The sequence below is a fragment of the Streptomyces sp. NPDC026673 genome, assembly GCF_040638135.1.
In the GTDB taxonomy this organism is placed as follows: Bacteria; Actinomycetota; Actinomycetes; order Streptomycetales; family Streptomycetaceae; genus Actinacidiphila.
Map to the genome: position 1 here is coordinate 30548 of NZ_JBEZXR010000045.1, position 21610 is coordinate 52157.

Annotated in this window: 15 protein-coding genes; 6 read left to right on the top strand and 9 right to left on the bottom strand. The window is 73.6% G+C overall.

Annotated features, from left to right (window positions below; genetic code table 11):
- Positions 1-33: 33 nt before the first annotated feature.
- Positions 34-861, top strand: coding sequence for an enoyl-CoA hydratase family protein (locus AB0F62_RS26975; RefSeq protein ID WP_361804334.1), 828 nt, complete (start codon positions 34-36; stop codon positions 859-861).
- A gap of 2 nt (positions 862-863) precedes the next feature.
- Positions 864-3131, top strand: a complete 2268-nt coding sequence (locus AB0F62_RS26980; protein WP_361804337.1) for a bifunctional salicylyl-CoA 5-hydroxylase/oxidoreductase — start codon at positions 864-866, stop codon at positions 3129-3131.
- Between the two features lie 13 nt (positions 3132-3144).
- Here AB0F62_RS26980 and AB0F62_RS26985 read toward each other — a convergent pair whose 3' ends face one another.
- The 3 genes from AB0F62_RS26985 to AB0F62_RS26995 form a co-directional block, all read right to left on the bottom strand.
- The gene (locus AB0F62_RS26985; protein ID WP_361804340.1) at positions 3145-3705 is read right to left on the bottom strand and encodes a Uma2 family endonuclease; all 561 of its coding nucleotides are present in this window, start codon (positions 3703-3705) and stop codon (positions 3145-3147) included.
- A gap of 64 nt (positions 3706-3769) precedes the next feature.
- Complete coding sequence (locus AB0F62_RS26990) at positions 3770-4594, bottom strand: PaaX family transcriptional regulator C-terminal domain-containing protein (protein ID WP_361804343.1); 825 nt, start codon at positions 4592-4594, stop codon at positions 3770-3772.
- Positions 4595-4598: 4 nt separating this feature from the next.
- Entirely contained in the window at positions 4599-6203 is a 1605-nt protein-coding gene (locus tag AB0F62_RS26995; RefSeq protein WP_361804346.1) for an AMP-binding protein, read from the bottom strand.
- A gap of 95 nt (positions 6204-6298) precedes the next feature.
- Between AB0F62_RS26995 and AB0F62_RS27000 the strand changes: the two genes are divergently transcribed.
- Positions 6299-7405: an acyl-CoA dehydrogenase gene (locus AB0F62_RS27000; protein WP_361804349.1), complete on the top strand. Its 1107-nt coding sequence runs from the start codon at positions 6299-6301 to the stop codon at positions 7403-7405.
- Positions 7402-7800, top strand: coding sequence for a RidA family protein (locus AB0F62_RS27005; protein ID WP_361804352.1), 399 nt, complete (start codon positions 7402-7404; stop codon positions 7798-7800). Before AB0F62_RS27000 ends, AB0F62_RS27005 begins: the two co-directional genes overlap by 4 nt.
- Positions 7801-7894: 94 nt before the next feature.
- Here the strand turns inward: AB0F62_RS27005 and AB0F62_RS27010 are convergent, their stop codons facing one another.
- The 6 genes from AB0F62_RS27010 to AB0F62_RS27035 all read right to left on the bottom strand — a co-directional run bounded on the left by AB0F62_RS27010 (position 7895) and on the right by AB0F62_RS27035 (position 17395).
- On the bottom strand, positions 7895-10810 hold the full coding sequence (locus tag AB0F62_RS27010) for a hypothetical protein (protein WP_361804355.1): 2916 nt from the start codon (positions 10808-10810) through the stop codon (positions 7895-7897).
- Positions 10810-12654 (bottom strand): HSP90 family protein, encoded by a 1845-nt coding sequence (locus AB0F62_RS27015; RefSeq protein WP_361804358.1) that lies wholly within the window; start codon positions 12652-12654, stop codon positions 10810-10812. Before AB0F62_RS27015 ends, AB0F62_RS27010 begins: the two co-directional genes overlap by 1 nt.
- Before the next feature lie 51 nt (positions 12655-12705).
- The gene (locus AB0F62_RS27020; RefSeq protein ID WP_361804361.1) at positions 12706-13632 is read right to left on the bottom strand and encodes a hypothetical protein; all 927 of its coding nucleotides are present in this window, start codon (positions 13630-13632) and stop codon (positions 12706-12708) included.
- A gap of 218 nt (positions 13633-13850) precedes the next feature.
- Positions 13851-15380, bottom strand: a complete 1530-nt coding sequence (locus AB0F62_RS27025) for a UDP-N-acetylglucosamine 1-carboxyvinyltransferase (RefSeq protein WP_361804364.1) — start codon at positions 15378-15380, stop codon at positions 13851-13853.
- Between the two features lie 14 nt (positions 15381-15394).
- Positions 15395-15895: a methylated-DNA--[protein]-cysteine S-methyltransferase gene (locus AB0F62_RS27030; RefSeq protein WP_361804367.1), complete on the bottom strand. Its 501-nt coding sequence runs from the start codon at positions 15893-15895 to the stop codon at positions 15395-15397.
- 9 nt (positions 15896-15904) lie between these two features.
- Complete coding sequence (locus AB0F62_RS27035; RefSeq protein ID WP_361804370.1) at positions 15905-17395, bottom strand: AlkA N-terminal domain-containing protein; 1491 nt, start codon at positions 17393-17395, stop codon at positions 15905-15907.
- 132 nt (positions 17396-17527) lie between these two features.
- On the opposite strand from AB0F62_RS27035, the gene AB0F62_RS27040 reads away from it, so the two are divergent.
- Entirely contained in the window at positions 17528-18355 is an 828-nt protein-coding gene (locus tag AB0F62_RS27040; RefSeq protein ID WP_361804373.1) for an isocitrate lyase/phosphoenolpyruvate mutase family protein, read from the top strand.
- 388 nt (positions 18356-18743) lie between these two features.
- A complete protein-coding gene (acnA, locus tag AB0F62_RS27045; RefSeq protein WP_361804376.1) occupies positions 18744-21458 on the top strand; it encodes an aconitate hydratase AcnA in 2715 nt (904 codons plus the stop codon).
- Positions 21459-21610 lie beyond the last annotated feature (152 nt).

Genomic DNA, 21610 nt, shown 5'->3' on the forward strand with positions numbered 1-21610 from the left:
AAGCCTGCCTCCCCCGTGAAGGAGGACGTGCCCATGAGCCCCTACCGAGGCTCCGCAGGCCGTACCGAGGAATGGCGGCACCTGCGGGTCGAGCGCGCCGACGGCGTCGTCACCGTCACCCTCGACCGGCCCGACAAGCTGAACGCGCTCACCTTCGGCGCCTACGCCGACCTGCGCGACCTGCTCACCGAGCTTCCGCACCACGGCGACACCCGCGTCCTGGTGCTGGCCGGGGCCGGTCGCGGCTTCTGCTCCGGCGGCGACGTCGACGAGATCATCGGCGCCACCCTCGCCATGGGCGCGGGCGGGCTGCTGGACTTCACCCGCATGACCGGCCAGGTCGTCCGCGCCATCCGCGAGGCCCCCTTCCCGGTCGTCGCCGCCGTCCACGGCGTCGCGGCCGGCGCCGGCTCCGTGATCGCCCTGGCCTCCGACTTCCGGATCGTCGAGCGCTCGGCCCGCTTCGCCTTCCTCTTCACCAAGGTGGGCCTCGCCGGCGCCGACATGGGCGCCGCCTATCTGCTGCCCCGCATCGTCGGCCTCGGGCACGCCACCCGGCTGCTCATGCTCGGCGACACCGTCGGCGCCGCCGAGGCCGACCGCATCGGCCTGGTGAGCGAGCTCGTCGACGACGGCCAGGCGGACGCGAGCGCCGCCGCCCTCGCCAAGCGGCTGGCCGCCGGCCCCGCCCTGGCCTACCAGCAGACCAAGGCCCTGCTCACCGCCGAGCTCGACATGCCGCTCGGCGCCGCCCTGGAGATGGACGCCGCGACCCAGGCCCTGCTGATGACCAGCGACGACTACGCCGAGTTCCACGCCGCGTTCACCGAGAAGCGCAGCCCCAACTGGAAGGGCCACTAGCCGTGCGGGTGGCCATCATCGGCGGCGGCCCCGGCGGGCTGTACGCGGCGGCGCTGCTCAAACGCATCGATCCGGAACGCGACATCACCGTCTGGGACCGCGGCTCGCCGCAGGACACCTTCGGCTTCGGGGTCGTGCTCTCCGACGAGACGCTCGGCGGCATCGAGCACGCCGACCCGGTCGTCTTCCGTGCCCTGGAACGCGAGTTCACCCGCTGGGACGACATCGACGTGCACCATCGCGGCCATGCCGTCACCTCCGGCGGCCATGGGTTCGCGGCCGTGGACCGACGCACGCTGCTCGCGATCCTGAGCGACCGCTGCCGCGATCTCGGCGTGACCGTCCGCAGTCGCGAACTCGCCCCGGCCGCCGAAGGGCTGGCCCGCGACCACGACCTCGTCATCGCCGCCGACGGCGCCAACAGCGCCACCCGCGCGGCCCACGCCGCCGTCTTCCGGCCCGCCCTCACCGGGCACCGCTGCCGCTACATCTGGCTCGCCACCGACCTCGTCCTCGACGCCTTCCGCTTCGAGATCGCCGAGACCGAGCACGGCGTGATGCAGGCCCACGGCTATCCGTACCGGCCGGACGCGGGCACCTTCATCGTCGAGATGCGCGAGGACGTCTGGCGGCGCGCCGGACTGGACCGGCTGGACGAGGCCGAGTCGATCGCCCGCTGCGAGAAGATCTTCGCCGACGCCCTGCAAGGCCACGGCCTGCGCGGCAACCGCTCCCGCTGGATCGCCTTCACCACCGTCGCCAACGAGCGCTGGCACCACGGGAACATCGTGCTGCTCGGCGACGCCGCGCACACCGCGCACTTCTCCATCGGCTCCGGCACCAAGCTCGCCATGGAGGACGCCCTCGCCCTCGCCGCCTGCCTGCACGAGCAGCCCGGCGTCCCCGAGGCGCTGGCCGCGTACGAGGCCGAGCGCAAGCCGGTGGTCGCCAGCACGCAGCGCGCGGCGCGGGCCAGCCTGGAGTGGTTCGAGTCCCTGGACCAGTACGCGGGCCAGCCGCCCCGGCAGTTCGCCTTCAACCTGCTCACCCGCAGCCGCCGGGTCACCCACGACAACCTGAGGCTGCGCGACCCGGAGTTCACCGCGTCCGTGGAGCGGGAGTTCGGCACCGGGCCGGACACCCCGCCGATGTTCACCCCCTTGACCCTGCGCGGTCTGACCCTGCGCAACCGGGTCGTCGTCTCGCCGATGGACATGTACTCCGCCACCGACGGCACCCCCGGCGACTTCCACCTCGTCCACCTCGGCGCCCGCGCCCTGGGCGGCGCCGGCCTGGTGATGACCGAGATGGTCTGCGTCAGCCCCGAGGGCCGGATCACGCCCGGCTGCGCCGGACTGTGGAACGACGGGCAGGAGTCCGCCTGGCGCCGTGTCACCGACTTCGTGCACGCCCGGCCCGGCGCCGCGATCGGCCTCCAGCTCGGCCACAGCGGCCGCAAGGGCTCCACCCGGCTGATGTGGGAGGGCATCGACCAGCCGCTCCCCGAGGGCAACTGGCCGCTCGCGGCCCCCTCCCCGCTGCCGTACCACCCCCACGTCAGCCAGGTACCGCACTCCCTGGACACCGCCGGGCTCGCCGCGATCCGCGAGCAGTTCGCCGCCTCCGCCGCGCGCGGTGCCCGCGCCGGGTTCGACCTGCTGGAGCTGCACTGCGCCCACGGCTACCTGCTGTCGTCCTTCCTCTCCCCGCTCACCAACCGGCGTACCGACGCCTACGGCCGCGACCTGGCCGGGCGGCTGCGCTTCCCGCTGGAGGTCTTCGACGCCGTCCGCGAGGTCTGGCCCGACGACCGCCCGATGACCGTCCGCATCTCCGCCACCGACTGGGCCGAGGGCGGTACGACGGCCGACGAGGCGGTCGAGATCGCCCGGGCCTTCGCCGCCCGCGGCGCGGACGCCATCGACGTCTCCACCGGCCAGGTCGTCCCCGACGAGGCCCCCGACTACGGCCGCTCCTACCAGACCCCCTACGCCGACCGCATCCGCAACGAGCTCGGCGTACCCGTCATCGCCGTGGGCGCCATCTCCTCCTGGGACGACGTCAACTCCCTGATCCTCGCCGGCCGCGCCGACCTGTGCGCGCTGGCCCGCCCCCACCTCTACGACCCCAACTGGACGCTCCACGCCGCCGCCGAACAGGGCTACTCCGGCCCCGGCGCCCCCTGGCCCCTCCCGTACCAGGCGGGCAGCCGCCGCCCGCCCACGGGCCGCACGGACGCCCCCCGGCCCCGGCTCACGCTGGACGTGTGAGGGGGCGGCCGCCTCAGCGGAAGGCGGAGGTGTCGAGGGCGAACGCGAACGGCTCGGGGAGGTCGAGCTCCTTGCCGAACAGCACACGGACGTCCTGCCGGTAGTCCTCGGCGTCCGGCTCGCTGTACAGGGTCACCGTGCCCTCGGTGCGGTCCACCAGCAGGTAGAAGGGGATGCCGGCGGCCGCGTAGCCGCGTCGCCGTGGGCCGCGGTCCCTCGCCGGGCGCGCCGCCGTCACCCGGACCGCCATCACCACTCCCGCCGGGTCGGCCCAGGGCGGCTGTCCCCTGAAGTGCCCCGTGGGGGCGACGGCGGCGTCGGGGACGAATCGTCCGAGCGGACTGATCAGGCCCTTGGTGAACGCGACGTAGAGATCGGCGGCCGACTCCGCGGCGACCGCACAAGCCAGTCGGGCCACCGCGTCCTGGTGGTCGCCGTCGGGCGGCGGGGCGACGACGATCTCTCCTTCGATCAGTTCCGCGCGGTAGCCCTCCGGCACGACGAGTTCGAGGAACGCGGCCAGTACGGCCGCCTCACCCGCCGTCGAGCGGCCCTGCCCGGGGTGAGCCGACATGCGCGTCCCTCCTGGATCGCCGTGCGGGCGTGTGCCTACGCCAACGATCACCCGGGGAGGCCGGTCACGTCGTGGGGTCGGGGGACCGCGCGAACTCCGCCCCCGTGTCGCGCAGCCGCGCGTGCAGGCCTTCGAAGACCGCCGCCGCGCGGCCGCCCGGCCAGTCGGGCGGGAGCAGGTCCGGCGGCAGGCCCGGGTCGGCGTAGGGGAGGCGGCGCCAGGAGTCGAGGGCGCGCAGGTAGTCCGCGAAGGCCTCCTGCGGCGGAGTCGCCTCCCGGGCGGCCCAGGCGCGCAGCACGGGCTCGTGGGCGTCCAGGAAGGCGTGGTGGCGCTTGGCGACGGCGTCCAGGTCCCACCACCGGTGCACCGCCGCGGCCGTCGGCTCGAAGCCGAGGTGGGTGCCCGTGAAGAGGTCCACATAGGTGTCGAGGCCCAGCCGGCGCAGGGTGTGCAGGGCCTCCTCGCGGAGGCGGGCGGGCGCGATCCAGACGCCCGGCGCGGCGGTGCCGAAGCCCAGCCGGGCCAGGCGCGAGCGGAGCAGATGCCGCTTGTGGCGCTCGCTCTCCGGGACGGAGAAGACCGCGAGCACCCATGCGTCGCCGGCCGCTGCGCCGACGGGGTGACCGTATATGCGCCGGTCGCCGTCGGCGAGCAGCTGCCGGGCGTCCCCGGACAGGGCGTAGCCCGCCGCGCCGTCGACGCGGTCCGGCTCCAGCAGGCCGCGCCGCTTGAGCCGGGAGACCGCCGAGCGCACCGACTGCGGGTCCACGTCGACCGCGCCCATCAGCCGGATCAGCCCGGCGACGGGTATCCGGCCGTCCCATCCGTCGGCCCGGCCGTAGGCGCCGAAGAAGGTCACGATCAGCGAACTGGGGGTGTGCTCGGTCACGTGATCACTGTAGGTCGCGCAGCCGGAAGCGTTGCAGCTTCCCCGTGGGCGTACGCGGCAGGGCGTCCAGGAAGACGATCTCTCGCGGGCACTTGTAGCTCGCGATCTCCTCGCGGGTGAAGGCGCGCAGCGCCTCGATCGTGTGCTCGTCGCGCGGTGGGCCGTCCCGCAGCACGACGAAGGCCCGGACGATCTGACCGCGCTGCTCGTCGGGCACACCGATGACCGCGGCCTCCCGCACGTCGGGGTGGCGCAGCAGCGCCTCCTCGACCTCGGGGCCCGCGATGTTGTACCCGGACGAGATGATCATGTCGTCGGCACGGGCCACATAGCGGAAGTAGCCGTCCGGCTCGCGCACATAGGTGTCGCCGGTCAGGTTCCAGCCGTCGCGGACGTAGTCCCGCTGCCGTTCGTCCGCCAGATAGCGGCAGCCCGTCGGGCCGCGCACCGCGAGCAGCCCCGGGTCGCCGTCCGGGACGGGGGAGAGCGTCAGGGGGTCGACGACCCGGGCCTGGTAGCCGGGCACCGGCAGGCCCGTGGTGCCCGGCCGGATCACGTCGTCGGCGGCGGAGATGAAGATGTGCAGCAGCTCCGTGGCCCCTATGCCGTTGATGATCCGCAGCCCCGTGGTCTCGTGCCACTCGTGCCAGGTCGCCTCGGGCAGGTTCTCGCCCGCCGACACGCAGCGCCGCAGCGAGGACAGGTCGCGGGAGCCGTGCGAGGCGAGTATGGCCCGGTAGGCGGTGGGCGCGGTGAACAGCACCGTCACCCCGTGCTCCGCGACGGCCCGGGCCAGCTGCTCGGGGCCGGCCTGCTCCAGCAGCAGCGCCGACGCCCCCACGCGCAGCGGGAAGACGACGAGCCCGCCCAGCCCGAAGGTGAAGCCCAGCGGCGGGCTGCCGGCGAACACGTCCGCGGCGGTGGGCCGCAGTATGTGCGCGGAGAAGGTGTCGGCGATCGCCAGCACGTCCCGGTGGAAGTGCATGCAGCCCTTGGGCCGTCCGGTGGTCCCGGAGGTGAAGGCGATCAGCGCCACGTCGTCGGCCGAGGTCTCCACCGGGGTGAAGGAGTCCGGCTTGCGGGCCGCGACGCGCAGCAGGTCGTCCGGCGCCTCGCCGCCGTATGTGGCGATGCGCAGCCCGGGCGCCTCGCACTTGGCGAGGTCGTCGACCGAGCGGATGTCGCACAGCGCGTGCCGGACGGCGGCGATCTCGCAGATCGTCGCCAGTTCGTGCGGGCGGTGCGCCGCGAGCACGGTCACCGCGACGGCGCCCGCCTTCATGACGGCCAGCCAGCACGCCACCAGCCAGGGCGTGGTGGGCCCGCGCAGCAGCACGCGGTTGCCGGGCACCACCCCGAGGTCGTCGGCGAGCACGTGCGCGATGCGGTCGGCCGCGGCGCGCAGGTCCGCGTACGACCAGACCTCGCCGTCCGGCATGCGCAGGCACGGCGCGTCGGGCACGCCCGCGGCCAGGAGTTCGGTGCCGCAGTTGAGCCGGTCGGGATAGACCAGCTCGGGAAGGTCTCGGGTCAGGACGGGCCACTGGTCACGCGGCGGGAGGTGATCCCGCGGGAAAGTGTCCACGTGTGCTGATGGCAGCAGGTCCATGGCGGGTTCGCCCCTCGTTGGCACCTGGTTGCGGACGGATTCAGCGTAACGTGTTTGTGACGGCAGTCAACGGTACGCGATACGGGAGGTGCCGCGTGGCATCGTTCGCGCTCGATCCGGAACAGCTCAAGTGGTGCGCGCAGGTCCGCGATTGGGCCGCCGAGCGGTTGCGGCCGCTGGCGGAGTCCGGCGAACCCGGGCGGGTCAACCGACCCCTGCTCGCCGCCCTCGGCGAACTCGGCCTGCTCGCCCGGCTCTTCCCCGGCACCGCCCTCGAGCTGTGCCTGCTGCGGGAGTCCCTGGCCCGCGAGTGCACCGAGGCCGAGACCGCGCTCGCCCTCCAGGGGCTGGGCGCCCACCCGCTGCTGGACTCCCCGGAGCTGGCCGCCCGCTGGATCCCGCGGATCGTCTCCGGCGAGGCCGTCGCGGCCTTCGCGCTCACGGAGCCCGGAGCCGGCTCGGACGCCGCCGCCCTGGAACTGGCCGCGGAACCCGCGCCGGAGGGCGGCTGGCGGCTGACCGGCGAGAAGTGCTGGATCTCCAACGCCCCCGAAGCCGACCTCTACACGGTCTTCGCCCGGACCACCCCCGGCGCCGGCGCCCGCGGCGTCACCGCCTTCGCGGTCCCCGCCGACCGTCCGGGGCTCACCGGCGAACACCTCGACATGCTCTCTCCGCACCCCATCGGACGGCTGTGCTTCGACGCCGTACCGGTCGGGGAACGCGACGTCATCGGGGAGCGCGACCGGGGCTTCCGCGTCGCGATGACCACCCTCAACCGCTTCCGTCCCAGCGTCGGCGCCTTCGCCGTCGGCATGGCGCAGGCCGCCCTCGACGCGGCGACCGACCACGCCGCCTCGCGCACGGCGTTCGGCGCGCCCCTGAAGGACCTCCAGGCCGTCTCCCACACCCTCGCCGAGATGGCCACCCGCACCGAGGCCGCCCGCCTGCTGGTCTACGCCGCGGCCGCGGCCTACGACTGCGGCGCCCCCGGGACCGCCCGCAGCTCCGCCATGGCCAAGCTCTTCGCCACCGAGACCGCGCAGTACGCCGTCGACTCCGCCGTCCAGATCCACGGGGCCCGCGCCCTGGAGCGCGGGCATCTGCTCGAACACCTCTACCGCGAGGTCCGCGCACCGCGTATCTACGAAGGCGCCACCGAAGTCCAGCGGTCGATCATCGCCAAGGAGCTGTTCGCATGACCCTGCACCGGATCAACCCGCCCGAGCTCTCCCCGCCCACCGGGTTCAGCCACGCCGTCACCGCCACCGGCCGCACCCTCGTCCTCCTCGCGGGCCAGACCGCGCTGGACTCCGCGGGCAAGGTCGTCGGCGACACGCTCCCCGCCCAGTTCGAGCACGCCCTGATCAACCTGCTCACGGCACTCGAGGCGGCCGGCGGCACCCCCGCGGACCTCGCCCGGCTCACCGTCCACACCACCGACGTCGCCGCCTACCGCGACCACGCGCCCGAACTGGGCCGCATCTGGCGCGCCCTGGCCGGCCGGGACTACCCGGCGATGGCGGTCATCGGCATCACCCGCCTGTGGGACGAGGAGGCCATGGTCGAACTCGACGGCCTCGCCGTGCTCACCTGACCCGCGGTCCGGGCCGGCCCCCGTGCCGGTGTCCCCCCTCCGCACGAACGGCGACCGCCCGGCGAGGGCGGTCGCCACGTTCGTACCGCGGGGGTCAGCCGCCGCGGCGCGACGACACCTCCTGCCGCACGTGGGAGAGGATCTCGACCGCGTGGTCGAGCCCCGCCGCCCTGCACCGGGTGATGGCGGCGCCGAGCCGCGAGACGGCCGCGTCGCGCCGGCCCAGGCCGTTCGCCTCGACCAGGGCGGCGACCCGGACGGCCTCGGCGCGCGGCGCCTCGCCCTGGGGTCCTCCCCGGTCGTGGGCGGCGATCGCCCGCTCCAGCTCGGCCAGGGCCTCGGGGAAGCGCTCGGCGGCGGCATAGGCCCGGCCGCGCTGGTAGTGCGTGGCGCCCTGCTCGTACCAGAGGGCGACCTCCTCGTCGTCCTCGGCGACGGCCGCCAGCACCTCCTCCGCCGCCCGCAGGTGCTCCAGGGCGGTCTCCAGGCCGCCGGCCCCGTCCGCCTCGTCGGCCGACGTGGCGTACACGGCGAAGATGCGCATCATCTCCGCGACCGCGTGGGGGTTCGGCGCCTTCGCGTGCGAGGCGACGGCACGGTCGTACGCGGTACGCGCCGCCTCGTCGCGGCCCGCCTCGAGCAGGGCGACGGCGGCTTCGGAGGCGACGAGGGTGTGCGTGAACTGCTCCTCCCACGGCTCGACGGCGTCGGCCAGCAGCAGGAACTGCTCGGCGCCGGCCCGGTGCTCCTCCAGCTCCCGCAGGCCCCGGGCCAGCAGCAGCCGGGCCTGGGCCAGCGCCCGCTCGTCCAGGCCGGCGGCCGCCTCGTCGGAGACCAGTGACTCCAGCACGGCGACGGCGTCCGCCTGCCGGTCGGAGCGGGCGAGTACCTCCGCCAGCTCCACCCGTATCCCGGCGGCGCCGGACGGGTCGCCCTCGCGGTCCAGCCGCGCGGCGCCCTCTGACAGATGGCGCACTGCGGAGGTCAGGTCCCCCGCGTGGGCGGCGGCGTGCCCGAGCAGCGCGTGGGTGCGTGCCACCGGGAACGCGGTGTCGCCGTGGGCGGTGGCCGAGGCGAGCGCGGCGTGCAGCTGCTCCACGGCCTCCTCGGCGCGGTGCTGCTGGAGCAGGATCTGGCCGAGCAGACCCCGCGGACGCGTGGTGCGCCAAGGCGTCCCGGCCGCCTCGGCGGCCTCCAGCGCGGCCCGCAGCTCCCGCGCGGCCCGGTCGAGGTCCCCGGAGCGCGCCGCGAGATCGGCGACGTACACCCGGGTGTTGACGGTGCGTTCCGGGACGCCGAGCCGCGCCGATTCCGCCAGGGCCTCCGCCGTGACCGCCTCGAAGCGCTCGCGCAGCTCCGCCGGGACGTCCGGCAGGGCGTCCGCCGCCTCCGTGTGCGCGAGGAAGGCGCGGCACTGCAGGACGACGCAGTAGGCGAGCCGGGCGGCGGTGGAGTCCTCGTCCGCCAGCGCGCGCGCCTCCGCCAGCACGGTGTCCAGCTCCGCCCGGGCCTCGACGGCCTCCGGGCCGGGCTCCACGCCCACCGAGGCCAGCCGCGCCCGGGTCGCCAGGACGCGCTCGGGCATGCCGGCCCGGGCGAACAGCTCGCGTGCCTCGGCGAGCGCCGCCCTGGCCTCCTCGCGGCTCTCGTCCTGGGAGGAGGCGAAGGCGCGCTGCTCCGCGAGCTCGCCCCGCAGCCGCTCCTCCGGTCCCAGCCGGGGGTCGTGGACATGGTCCGCGGCCTCGATGCGTCCGGCGATCCGCCGCCACAGCACCTCATCGCCGGGGCGGGCGGCCTCGGCCATCTCACGGGCCCGCTCGACCAGTTCGACGAAGTCCTCGGGGACGTCCGGCACGGGCCTCGCAGGGGCCGGCACCGCGGTTCCGGCCACGCGGGACGGTACGCCCGCGGTACGCAGGCCGAGTTGCAGCGGCTCGGCGAGCGGGGGGCGCCCGGCGAGCCGGGCGCGGCGGCGCTCTCCGACCGTGCCGGTCCCGTTGCGCCGGTCGAAGGCCGCGGCGAGGGCGTCACCCTGCTCGCGCACATGGTCCAGCAGCTCACGCGCCGTCCAGCCGCGGCCCAGCGGCCCGGCTACGGGAGTCTCGTCGTACCCGTCCTCGACCAGACGCCCGGTCAGCACCTGGACGCCGGTGAGGAAGCCCAGCAGCGACAGCGGCGCCCCGGTGGTGTCGAAGAGCGGGCGGTTCTCCGCGAGGATCTCCAGCGCCCGGCCCTCGTTGCCGGACAGCGCGCAGAACTCCAGGTGGAGACCGACCTCCTCCGCCATGCCGATCCGCCCGCGGGCGGACCGGTAGCCCGTCAGGTGGTGGGAGCGGGCCTCGTCGGCGCGTCCGAGGCGCAGCAGCGGCAGCAGGGCGTGGGCCTGGCTGACCCCCGGCTCCTCCTCGCAGCTCTGGCCACCGCCGAGGACCGGTTCCCAGGTCCGCAGGGCCCGCTCGTCGTCGCCCGAGGCGAGGTGGTGCAGTGCCTGGTGGCGGGTCTCGCAGGCCTCGCAGTCGCTCAGGCGCTCCCGGCGCCGGGTGACCCACAGATCCCAGGCCGCCTCGCGGTCGGCGCCGGTGTGGGCGGCGATCCGGTGCCGCATGGCGGCCACCGGCTGCAGGCCCTCGCCGGCCGCGCGGTAGCGCTCGCCCATCTGGCCGACCCACCCGTGGACCGCGGTCAGCGGGACGTCCGGGACCTGGAGCAGCGAGGTCGTCACCCACTTGTGGCGCCACAGCACCTGGCGGGCCTCCCACTCGCTGAAGGAGCCGGGCACCTCCTCCCACAGCTTCAGGATCCGGGCGAAGGCCACCGGCGACTTGCGGTGCTCGGCGGCGTACTCGTACGCCGACATGAGTTCGAGCAGCGCCGTGACGAGGACGTCCTTCTCCTCGAACTGCTCGGCCGCCTCGACCAGTTCCTCGGCGGTCACGGTGCGGGGCGTTCCGTAGGGGCGCTCGTTGTTCTCGCGGAGCGCCTCGAACACGGCCTCGGGGGTGTCCAGCATCAGTGCTCCTTGGCGTCCGGCCCGGACGCGGGGGTGTCCTGGTCGTGCATGGCGTGGGTGAGCAGGCCGATGAAGGCGCGGTTCAGCAGCGCGCTCTCCGACGCCTTCAGAGGGCGGCGGGTGAGCAGCAGCGCCTGCCCGTACAGGGCCTCGGCCGTGGTGAGGGCCAGCCCGCGCTCGGTGACGGTGGCGGCCCGGCGCACCAGCGGATTGAGGTGGTTGAGGACGAGCTGCGCCCGCGGCGCCTCGGTCCGGAGCGAGCCGAGGATGTCCGCCCAGAGCCCGTCGCTGTCCTCCGCGAGACCGGCCCGGGTGCGCTCGTGGCGCGCCTCGCGGTTGTCCAGGAGCAGCGCGGGGGCGGTGACCGGCTGGAAGGCGCGCAGGACGACGTCGCAGTCGTACTGGCCGACGACCTCGCGGGCGACCGCCAGGAAGGAGGCGGCGGCGAGTTCGGCCGCGGAGTCGACCGGGTCGAGGTGCGCGGTCACGGTGGCCGGGTCCAGATCGGTGACCGTGGTGCCGGGCCGGATCTCGGGCAGCCGGTGCACCAGGTCCCGGTCGTAGGTGTAACCGCCGTTTACGACGCCGAGTCCGGCCGCCGCCGCGATGGGGGCGACCTGCCGGAACTCGTCGACGCTGCGGGTGACCAGCACCGTGCGGTGGGTTCGGGAGAACTCCTCCAGGGTGACGTTGCCGTCCGTGGTCTCGAAGGGCAGCCAGGGCAGCAGCATGCGCAGCAGTTCGTCGTCGTAGCGGGCCAGGGCCTTGACGGCGAGGTGGTGGCTGTCGATGAAGCGCTGGAGCAGCGCCGGGTCGCTCGCGGCGAGCGAGGTCAGCCAGTCGCGGATGCGGGCGCCCAGGGCGTCACGGACGGCAGCGAGCGTCTCGTCCTCGTACAGCGCCTCGCGGGAGGCCGTCGGGCGCAGGCTGGTGACGTCCACGACGCAGCGGACGAAGAAGGCCCACTCCGGGAGGAGTTCGGCGGCCCGGTCCGAGAGGAGCATGCCCTTCAGGTGCACCCGGTGCCCGGCCCGCTCCGACGGGTTCACGGCGGTCGGCAGGACGTAGGCCACCCCGCGCAGCCCGGCGACCGGCAGGTCGAGGTCGATGGTGTCCAGCGGGGTGAAGCCGAACGTCGTCCGGCAGTGCTCGGCCAGTGCCTCGCGGCGGGCCAGCGGGGAGCCGTGGCGGCGCTCCCAGGGCGCGGTGTCGTTGATCCGTGTGGTGCCGCCGCCGGGGTCGACGACGGTCACCTCGTGCCGCAGCAGGCTGCCGTAGTGCCGGGCGAGGGAGACCACCCGGTCGGGTCGCGTCCACTCGGTGCCGTCCGCGCGCGGCGTCAGCGTCACACGGGTGCCCGGTTCGGGCAGCGCGTCCGGCGGGAGCGTGCGGATGGTGTAGCTGCCGTCCGAGCGGCCGCGCCACTCGACGGCGGGGGCCCCGGGGGCGGTCGCGGGCCGGCTCACGACGGTGATCTCGTCGGCCACCACGAAGCAGGCCAGCAGGCCGATGCCGAACTGGCCGATGAAGTCGCCGCGGGCGGCCTCGAGCTCGCCGTCGGCGGCGCGCTTGGAACTGCGCCCGATGGTGGCGAGGAAGGTGTGCACGTCGGCCTCGCTCAGCCCGACACCGGTGTCGGTGACGCTGAGCGTGTCCCCCGTCCGCACGGTGATCCTGGCCGGGGCGCCGGGCTGGAGCGCCTGCCGGGCGGTGATCGCGTCGACGGCGTTCTGCAGCAGCTCCCGCAGGTAGACGCGGGGGCTGGAGTAGAGGTGGTGGGAGAGCAGGTCGACCAGGCCGCGCAGGTCGACCTGGAACGTGTGCGCTGACGGGGACTGGGACACCGAGAAGGCCTTCCGGGCGGAGCGCGGGACGGGGAACGGGGCGCGGGGCGGTCAGGGGCGTCCGGCGCGGAACCGCATGGTGCGGTAGGGCGAGACCGGGACGTCGCCGTCGAGGTACTGCCACGGGAACTCCGTGACCAGTCCGCCGGTGGCGGTGAAGGCCGCCGCGGCCGCCTTCTTCTCGCCGGCCAGGGTGAAGGCCAGGGCGAAGGTGTTAAGGGTGCCCAGCCGGCTGACCGGCTCTCCGTACGCGGGGTGCCGGTACGAGCGGTCGGCGGCCGCGTGCAGTTCCGCGACGACGTCGCCCCGCCGCATGTACGCGCTGTCGGTGGTGCCGTCGAGGTCGAGCCAGTGCTCCAGGTGTGCGACCGCCACGAGCACGCCCAGCACGCTGCCTTCGGGGGCGCCCCGCACGGACGCGCGCGCGAACGCGTGCATCTCGTCGTGGGAGCCGCCCCATTTCGCGCAGACCTGCTGCAGTTGCTGCTGGTGCGCGCCCAGGTGCTCCGGGAACCGCCGGACGGCGGCCTCGAAGCGCAGACGGGAGATGTCCTGGCCCAGCTGCAGCCCCCGCGCCGACATCTGCAGGAAGTACCAGGGGGACGCCCAGCCGGGTTCGAGCTCGGCGGCCCGGTAGAGCAGGTCCTCGGCGACCTCGAGGCGCTCGTGGAAGATCCGGAACTGCTCACGCGAGACGTGCTTGGCCCGCAGTCCGGTCCGCGCCTCCCAGGCCCAGGCGACCTGACGGGCACCGGCCACCAGCAGCGCCAGGCCCGAATCGGGCTCGTTCTCGACGGCCTTGGGCATCCACTGCTCGTAGCCCGCGACCTCCGTGGCGTTCGCGATCAGCCAGCCGCGCTCGCCGTCGTCGGCCACCGCCGACAGCTCCTCGCGCATTGCCGGCCAGTCGGCCGCCTTGGCCGCCGCGAGCAGTCGTGCGAGCCGCGGGTTCCCCTGTGCCGGGCTCAGCCGCGCCACGGGACGCGGCGCCCAGCGTCTCAGCGAGAACGCCGATCCGCTCCTCGTGCCCCCGTCCACCGTCCCGCTCGCGGGACCCCCTCCGACCGTCACCTTGCAGACCCCCTCCTGGCCTGGCGGTTCCTCCCCCATGGGCCATGATCGCGGCCCGGAGCATGACTATCACGGCCGCCTTGCGGGGGAGTAGCCGGTTTCCCGGCCGGGAGGGGCGGGACGGGTCAGATGTCGCGGAAGGTCTCGATCTGCGCCCCGATGGAGTTCAGCCGCTCGGCCAGCTCCTCGTAGCCGCGGTTGATGACGTACACGTTGCGCAGCACCGAGGTGCCCTCGGCGGCGAGCATCGCCAGCAGGGTCACCACGGCGGGCCGCAGGGCCGGCGGGCACATCATCTCGGCGGTGCGCCAGCGGGTGGGTCCCTCGACGAGGACCCGGTGGGGGTCCAGCAGCTTGACGTTGGCGCCGAGCCGGGTCAGCTCGGTGAGGTAGATGGCGCGGTTGTCGTAGACCCAGTCGTGGATGAGGGTCGAGCCCTGGGCCGTGGCGGCGATGGCCGCGAAGAAGGGCACGTTGTCGATGTTGAGGCCCGGGAAGGGCATGGGGTGGATCTTGTCGATGGGGGAGCGCAGCTTGGAGGGGCGCACCGTGAGGTCGATCAGCCGGGTGCGGCCGTTGTCGGCGGGGTACTCGGGCGAGCGCTCGTGGTCCAGGCCCATCTCCTCCAGGACCGCCAGCTCGATCTCCAGGAACTCCACCGGCACTCGGCGGATGGTCAGCTCGGACTCGGTGACCACGGCCGCCGCCAGCAGGCTCATGGCCTCCACCGGGTCCTCCGACGGCGCGTAGTCCACGTCCCGGTCGATGTCCTTGACGCCGTGCACGGTCAGCGTGGTGGTGCCGATGCCGTCCACCCGCACCCCCAGCTCCTCCAGGAAGAAGCACAGGTCCTGGACCATGTAGTTCGAGCTGGCGTTGCGGATGACGGTGACCCCGTCGTGCCGGGCGGCGGCCAGCAGCGCGTTCTCGGTCACGGTGTCGCCGCGCTCGGTCAGCACGATCGGCCGCCGCGGGGCCACCGAGGGGGTGACCCGGGCGTGGTACATCCCGCTGGTGGCGGTGACCTCCAGGCCGAAGTGGCGCAGGGCGGTCATGTGCGGCTGGACGGTACGGGTGCCGAGGTCGCAGCCGCCCGCGTACGGGATGCGGAAGCGGTCGGTGCGGTGCATCAGGGGGCCGAGGAACATGATGACGCTGCGCGTGCGGCGGGCGGCGTCGGTGTCCATGGCGTCCAGCTCCAGGCGGGCGGGCGGGACGATCTCCAGGTCGTTGCCGTCGTTGATCCAGCGGGTGCGCACGCCGACGCTGTTGAGCACCTCCAGGATGCGGTAGACCTCCTCGATCCGCGCGACGCGGCGCAGGGTGGTCCGCCCGGAGTTCAGCAGCGTGGCGCACAGCAGCGCGACGCACGCGTTCTTGCTGGTCTTGACGTCGATGGAGCCGGAGAGCCGGCGCCCGCCGACGACGCGCAGATGCATGGGGCCCGCGTAGCCGAGAGAGACGATCTCGCTGTCGAGTGCTTCACCGATTCGGGCGATCATCTCAAGGCTGATGTTCTGGTTCCCGCGTTCAATACGGTTCACCGCGCTTTGGCTGGTTCCCAAAGCCTCCGCCAGTTGCGACTGGGTCCAGCCCCGGTGCTGGCGGGCGTCACGGATGAGCTTGCCGATGCGTGCGAGGTAGTCGTCTCCCATGAGGAGAGAGTATCTCACATATGAGATGTCAACCCGAGTTCGAGGTCCAGTAGGTAGCGCTTGCGCTCCAGCCCGCCCCCGTATCCGGTGAGGCCGCCGGAGGCGCCGACCACGCGATGGCAGGGCACGATGACGCCGACCGGGTTGCGTCCGTTGGCGAGCCCGACGGCGCGCGACGCACCGGGGCTGCCGAGCTTGTCCGCGAGCTGACCGTATGTCATGACCGTGCCGTACGGGATGGCCCGCAGACCCGCCCAGACGCGCTGCTGGAAGGGGGTGCCGCGCAGGTCGAGCGGCAGGTCGAAGGCGGTCAACTCGCCCGCGAAGTAGGCCCCGAGCTGTTCGGCGGCCCGGGCGAACGGGGACCCGGCCGGGTCGTGGCGCTCGCCGAAGGACTCCTCCGGCGGCCGGTGGCGCTGCCCCGTCATGTAGAGACCGGACAGGACGCCGTCGGTCGCGACCAGGGTCAGCGGGCCGACCGGGCTGTCGATGAGGGTGTGTGTGCGAGCAGACATGAGCGTGCTTCAGGCTCCTTCGGTGGGGGGGACGTTGATCGGGTGGTCGCCGGTCGCCCACAGGTGCTGGACGGCGTACGCGCGCCACGGCCGCCAGGCCGCGGCCCGCCGGACGAGGGCGGCGGGGGTGCCCGGGAGGCCCAGTTTTTCCGCGGCCAGCCGTACACCCAAATCGGTGGGGAGGAAGGCGTCCGGGTCGCCGAGCGCCCGCATCGCGACCGCCTCGACCGACCATGGGCCAAAGCCGGGCAGCGCGGTGAGCCGCTCCCGCGCCTTCTCCCAGTCGCTGCCGACGTCCAGGTCGAGGCCGCCCTCGGTGAGCGCCGCCACCAGCGCGGCCAGCGTGGCCCGCCGGCTGCGCGGCATCGCCAGGGATTCCGGATCCAGGGCCGTCAGCGTCCAGGGCGCCGGGAAGAGGTGGGTCAGCCCGCCCTCGGGGTCGGCCACGGGCTCGCCGTGGGCCGTCACCAGGCGCCCGGCCAGGGTGCGCGCCGCCGCCGTCGACACCTGCTGGCCGAGCACCACGCGGACCGCGAACTCCGCGCCGTCCACCGTCCTCGGCACCCGGCGGCCGGGGTGCTTGTCCACGTACGGCGCGAGCAGCGGATCCTCGCGCAGCAGCCCGTCCACGGCGACCGGGTCGGCGTCCAGGTCGAGCAGCCGACGGCAGCGGCTGATCGCGTGCGACAGATCCCGCCAGTCGGTGAGGGAGAGCCGGCAGACGATGTGGTCGGACCCGGGCCGCAGGGCGACGATCCCATGGCCGTACGGCAGTCGCAGCGTGCGGCGGTACGCGCCGTCCCGCCACTCCTCGACGCCCGGCACGGCGGTCGCGGCGAGGTGCCCGAAGAGGTTGTCGGGGCACAGCGGCGCCCGGAAGGGCAGCCGCAGCGTCAGCAACCCGGAGACGTCCGCGGCCGGGGCGCGGTGGCGCCGGCGGGCGGCCCGGGTCCGCAGCTCGGTCGGGGTGAGCGCGAAGACCTCGCGCACGGTGTCGTTGAAGGCGCGGATGCTGCTGAAGCCGGCGGCGAAGGCGACGTCGGCCATGGGCAGTGCCGAGGTCTCGACCAGCAGGCGGGCCGTCTGCGCCCGCTGCGCCCGGGCGAGGGCCAGCGGCCCGGCCCCCAGCTCGGCGCGCAGCTGCCGCTCGACCTGGCGCGTGCTGTAGCCGAGGCGGGCCGCCAGCCCGGGCACACCGTCCCGGTCGACCACCCCGTCCGCGATCAGCCGCATCGCGCGGGCCACCAGGTCCGCCCGCTCGTTCCACCGCGGGGATCCGGGGGCGGCGTCGGGACGGCAGCGCTTGCAGGCGCGGAACCCGGCCTGCTGGGCGGCGGCCGCGCTCGGGTAGAAGGTCATGTTCCGCGGCTTGGGCGGCACGGCCGGGCAGCCGGGCCGGCAGTAGATGCGCGTGGTCAGCACCGCGGTGAAGAACCACCCGTCGAAACGGGAGTCCTTCGACTGAACGGCGCGCACACAGCGCTCGAAGTCCTCGTGCACCCCCTCAGCATCGGCGGCCGGGCGGGGCCGGGGCTAGCGAGAATGCGACATCGACGTGCGGCGGGGCGCCCCGGGACGCAGGTGTCGGAAATCCGCCGGACGCCCCCGCGGAGCGGTGATGGACTGCGGTCCGTGATCAGCGAACTCAAGGCCAAGGCCGAACTCTTCCGCTCCCTCCACGTCCCGGGCCGCCCGCTGCTGCTGGCCAACGCCTGGGACGCCGCCAGTGCCCGCGTCGCCGAGCGCGCCGGGGCCGCCGCCGTCGCCACGACCAGTTCCGGGGTCTCCTGGACCCTGGGCACCGCGGACGGCGGCCACGTCGACCCGGGACTCGCGCTGGAACTGACCGCGCGGGTCGCCGCGGCCGTCGCGGTCCCCGTCAGCGCCGACATCGAGGGCGGCTACGCGGCCGACCCGGAGGGCGTCGCGGCCACCGTGCGGGCCGTCCTGGCCGCGGGCGCCGTCGGCGTCAACATCGAGGACTCGTACGAGGGCGGCCCCGGGCCGCTGCGCGCGGCCGCCGACCAGGCGGCCCGCATCGCCGCCGCCCGGCGCGCCGCCGACGAGGCGGGGGTGCCGCTGTTCGTGCACGCCCGCACCGACACCTTCCTGCGCGGCCCCGGGGATCTCGCGGAGACCTTGGAGCGCGCCGCCCAGTACATCGCGGCGGGCGCGGACGGCGTCTTCGTGCCCGGCGTGACCGACCCCGCCGTCGTCGGCGCCCTGGCCGAGGGCATCGACGCGCCCGTCGGCATCCTCGCCGGGCCGGGAGCGCCGCCGGTGTCCGTACTCGCCTCCGCCGGCGCCGCCCGCGTCAGCCTCGGCAGCGCCGTCGCCGAAGCCGCGTACGCCCTCGTCGACCGCGCCGCCCGTGAGCTGTCGGCCGCCGGCACCTACACCGCCGTCGAGGGCGGCATCCCCTGGGGCGACCTCAACGCGCTGCTGCGCCCGGAGGCGTGAGGGCGGTGCCGGCGTGACGTCCGGCGGCCGGGCCGGACGTCACGCCGACGCGCGGTGCCCGGACGAAGCCGCGGGCCGTCCGGTCCCCGAATGCCCGGGGGCCGTCCGGGAAGGCGTGGGGGGACGGGTGCGGGGTGCCGCCGCGGGCAGCCCTGGCCGACCGTGGTCCGGGCGCACGGGGCAGGGTGACACCGCACACAGGCGGCCCGGCGCATGACCCCGCAGCGGTGATGTATTAGAGTTATCTCGACATCGAGATATCTGCCGAGGCGCACCGCTGCCGCCAGAGGTAAGGCTCACCTTAGTTAGCCTTACCTTAGCGGATCGGCCCGGGGGGCCGTAGCGGCAGCATTGCGGTGGTACGCGCAAAGTTACGAAGGAGACTGTCGTGTCGGCGAACAGCTTCGACGCCCGCAGCACCCTGCAGGTGGGCGACGAGTCGTACGAGATCTTCCGGCTGGACAAGGTCGAGGGCTCCGCGCGCCTCCCTTACAGCCTGAAGGTGCTGCTGGAGAACCTGCTCCGCACCGAGGACGGCGCCAACATCACGGCCGACCACATCCGCGCGCTCGGCGGCTGGGACTCCCAGGCGCAGCCGAGCCAGGAGATCCAGTTCACGCCGGCCCGCGTGATCATGCAGGACTTCACCGGCGTGCCGTGCGTGGTCGACCTCGCCACCATGCGCGAGGCGGTCAAGGAGCTGGGCGGCGACCCGTCCCGCATCAACCCGCTGGCCCCGGCCGAGCTGGTCATCGACCACTCCGTGATCGCCGACAAGTTCGGCACCCCGGACTCGTTCGCGCAGAACGTGGAGCTGGAGTACGGCCGGAACAAGGAGCGCTACCAGTTCCTGCGCTGGGGCCAGACCGCGTTCGACGAGTTCAAGGTCGTCCCGCCGGGCACCGGCATCGTCCACCAGGTCAACATCGAGCACCTGGCCCGCACGGTGATGGTCCGGAACGGTCAGGCGTACCCCGACACCCTCGTCGGCACCGACTCGCACACCACCATGGTCAACGGCCTCGGCGTGCTCGGCTGGGGCGTCGGCGGCATCGAGGCCGAGGCCGCCATGCTCGGCCAGCCGGTCTCCATGCTGATCCCGCGCGTCGTCGGCTTCAAGCTGACCGGCGAGCTGCCCACCGGCACCACCGCCACCGACCTCGTGCTGACCATCACCGAGATGCTGCGCAAGCACGGTGTCGTCGGCAAGTTCGTCGAGTTCTACGGCGAGGGCGTCTCCGCCACCTCGCTCGCCAACCGCGCCACCATCGGCAACATGTCGCCGGAGTTCGGCTCCACCGCGGCCATCTTCCCGATCGATGCGGAGACCATTAACTACCTGAAGCTGACCGGCCGTTCGGAGCAGCAGCTCGCGCTCGTCGAGGCGTACGCCAAGGAGCAGGGCCTGTGGCTGGACCCGGCCGCCGAGCCGGACTTCTCCGAGAAGCTGGAGCTCGACCTCTCCACGGTCGTACCCTCCATCGCCGGTCCCAAGCGTCCGCAGGACCGCATCATCCTCGCCAACGCCGCCGAGCAGTTCGCGAGCGACGTGCGCAACTACGTGGACGACGCCGACGAGGCGGGCAAGGAGTCCTTCCCGGCCTCCGACGCCCCGGCCGCCAGCAACGGCGTGCCGACCCGCCCGACCGTGGTCACCGCCCCCGACGGGTCGACCTACGAGATCGACCACGGCGCCGTCACCGTCGCCGCGATCACCTCGTGCACCAACACCTCGAACCCGTACGTCATGGTCGCCGCCGCCCTGGTGGCGAAGAAGGCGGTCGAGAAGGGCCTGACCCGCAAGCCGTGGGTGAAGACCACCCTGGCCCCGGGCTCCAAGGTCGTCATGGACTACTACGACCGGGCCGGCCTCACCCCGTACCTGGACAAGATGGGCTTCAACCTCGTCGGCTACGGCTGCACCACCTGCATCGGCAACTCCGGCCCGCTGCCGGACGAGGTCTCCAAGGCCGTCAACGAGCACGACCTGGCCGTCACCTCGGTCCTGTCGGGCAACCGCAACTTCGAGGGCCGGATCAACCCGGACGTCAAGATGAACTACCTGGCGTCCCCGCCGCTGGTCGTCGCGTACGCCATCGCCGGCTCGATGAAGGTGGACGTCACCAAGGACGCCATCGGCACCGACACCGACGGCAAGCCGGTCTTCCTGCAGGACATCTGGCCCTCCGAGCAGGAGGTCAACGAGGTCGTCGCCTCCGCGATCGGCCAGGACATGTTCAGCACCTCCTACCAGGACGTCTTCGCCGGCGACGCCCAGTGGCAGTCGCTGCCGATCCCGACCGGCAACACCTTCGAGTGGGACCCGCAGTCGACCTACGTCCGCAAGCCCCCGTACTTCGAGGGCATGACCATGGAGCCGGACGCGGTCACCGACATCGCCGGTGCCCGTGTGCTGGCGAAGCTGGGCGACTCGGTCACCACCGACCACATCTCCCCGGCCGGCGCCATCAAGGCCGACACCCCGGCCGGCCAGTACCTCACCGAGCACGGTGTGGAGCGCCGCGACTTCAACTCCTACGGCTCCCGCCGTGGCAACCACGAGGTCATGATCCGCGGCACCTTCGCCAACATCCGCCTGCGCAACCAGATCGCGCCGGGCACCGAGGGCGGCTTCACCCGCGACTTCACGCAGGAGGGCGGCCCGGTCTCCTTCATCTACGACGCGTCGCAGAACTACCAGGCCGCCGGCACCCCGCTGGTCGTCCTGGCGGGCAAGGAGTACGGCTCCGGCTCCTCCCGCGACTGGGCCGCGAAGGGCACCGCGCTGCTGGGCGTCAAGGCCGTCATCGCCGAGTCCTACGAGCGCATCCACCGCTCGAACCTGATCGGCATGGGTGTTCTGCCGCTGCAGTTCCCCGAGGGCGCCTCGGCGGACTCGCTGGGCCTGACCGGTGAGGAGACCTTCTCGTTCACCGGCATCACCGAGCTCAACGACGGCACCACCCCGCGCACCGTCAAGGTGACGACCGACACCGGCGTCGAGTTCGACGCCGTGGTCCGCATCGACACCCCCGGTGAGGCGGACTACTACCGCAACGGCGGCATCATGCAGTACGTCCTGCGCTCCCTGATCCGCAAGTAAGGATCACGGCCGCCGGGCACGACGAACGGGTCCGCACCCCCGCCCGGGGTGCGGGCCCGTTCGCGTTACCGGCAGGTCTCAACTAGGGAAAGCTGTCCGTCAAAAGCGCGTATGACCTTGCCCACCTCGCGGGAAGTGGACTATACCTGTCG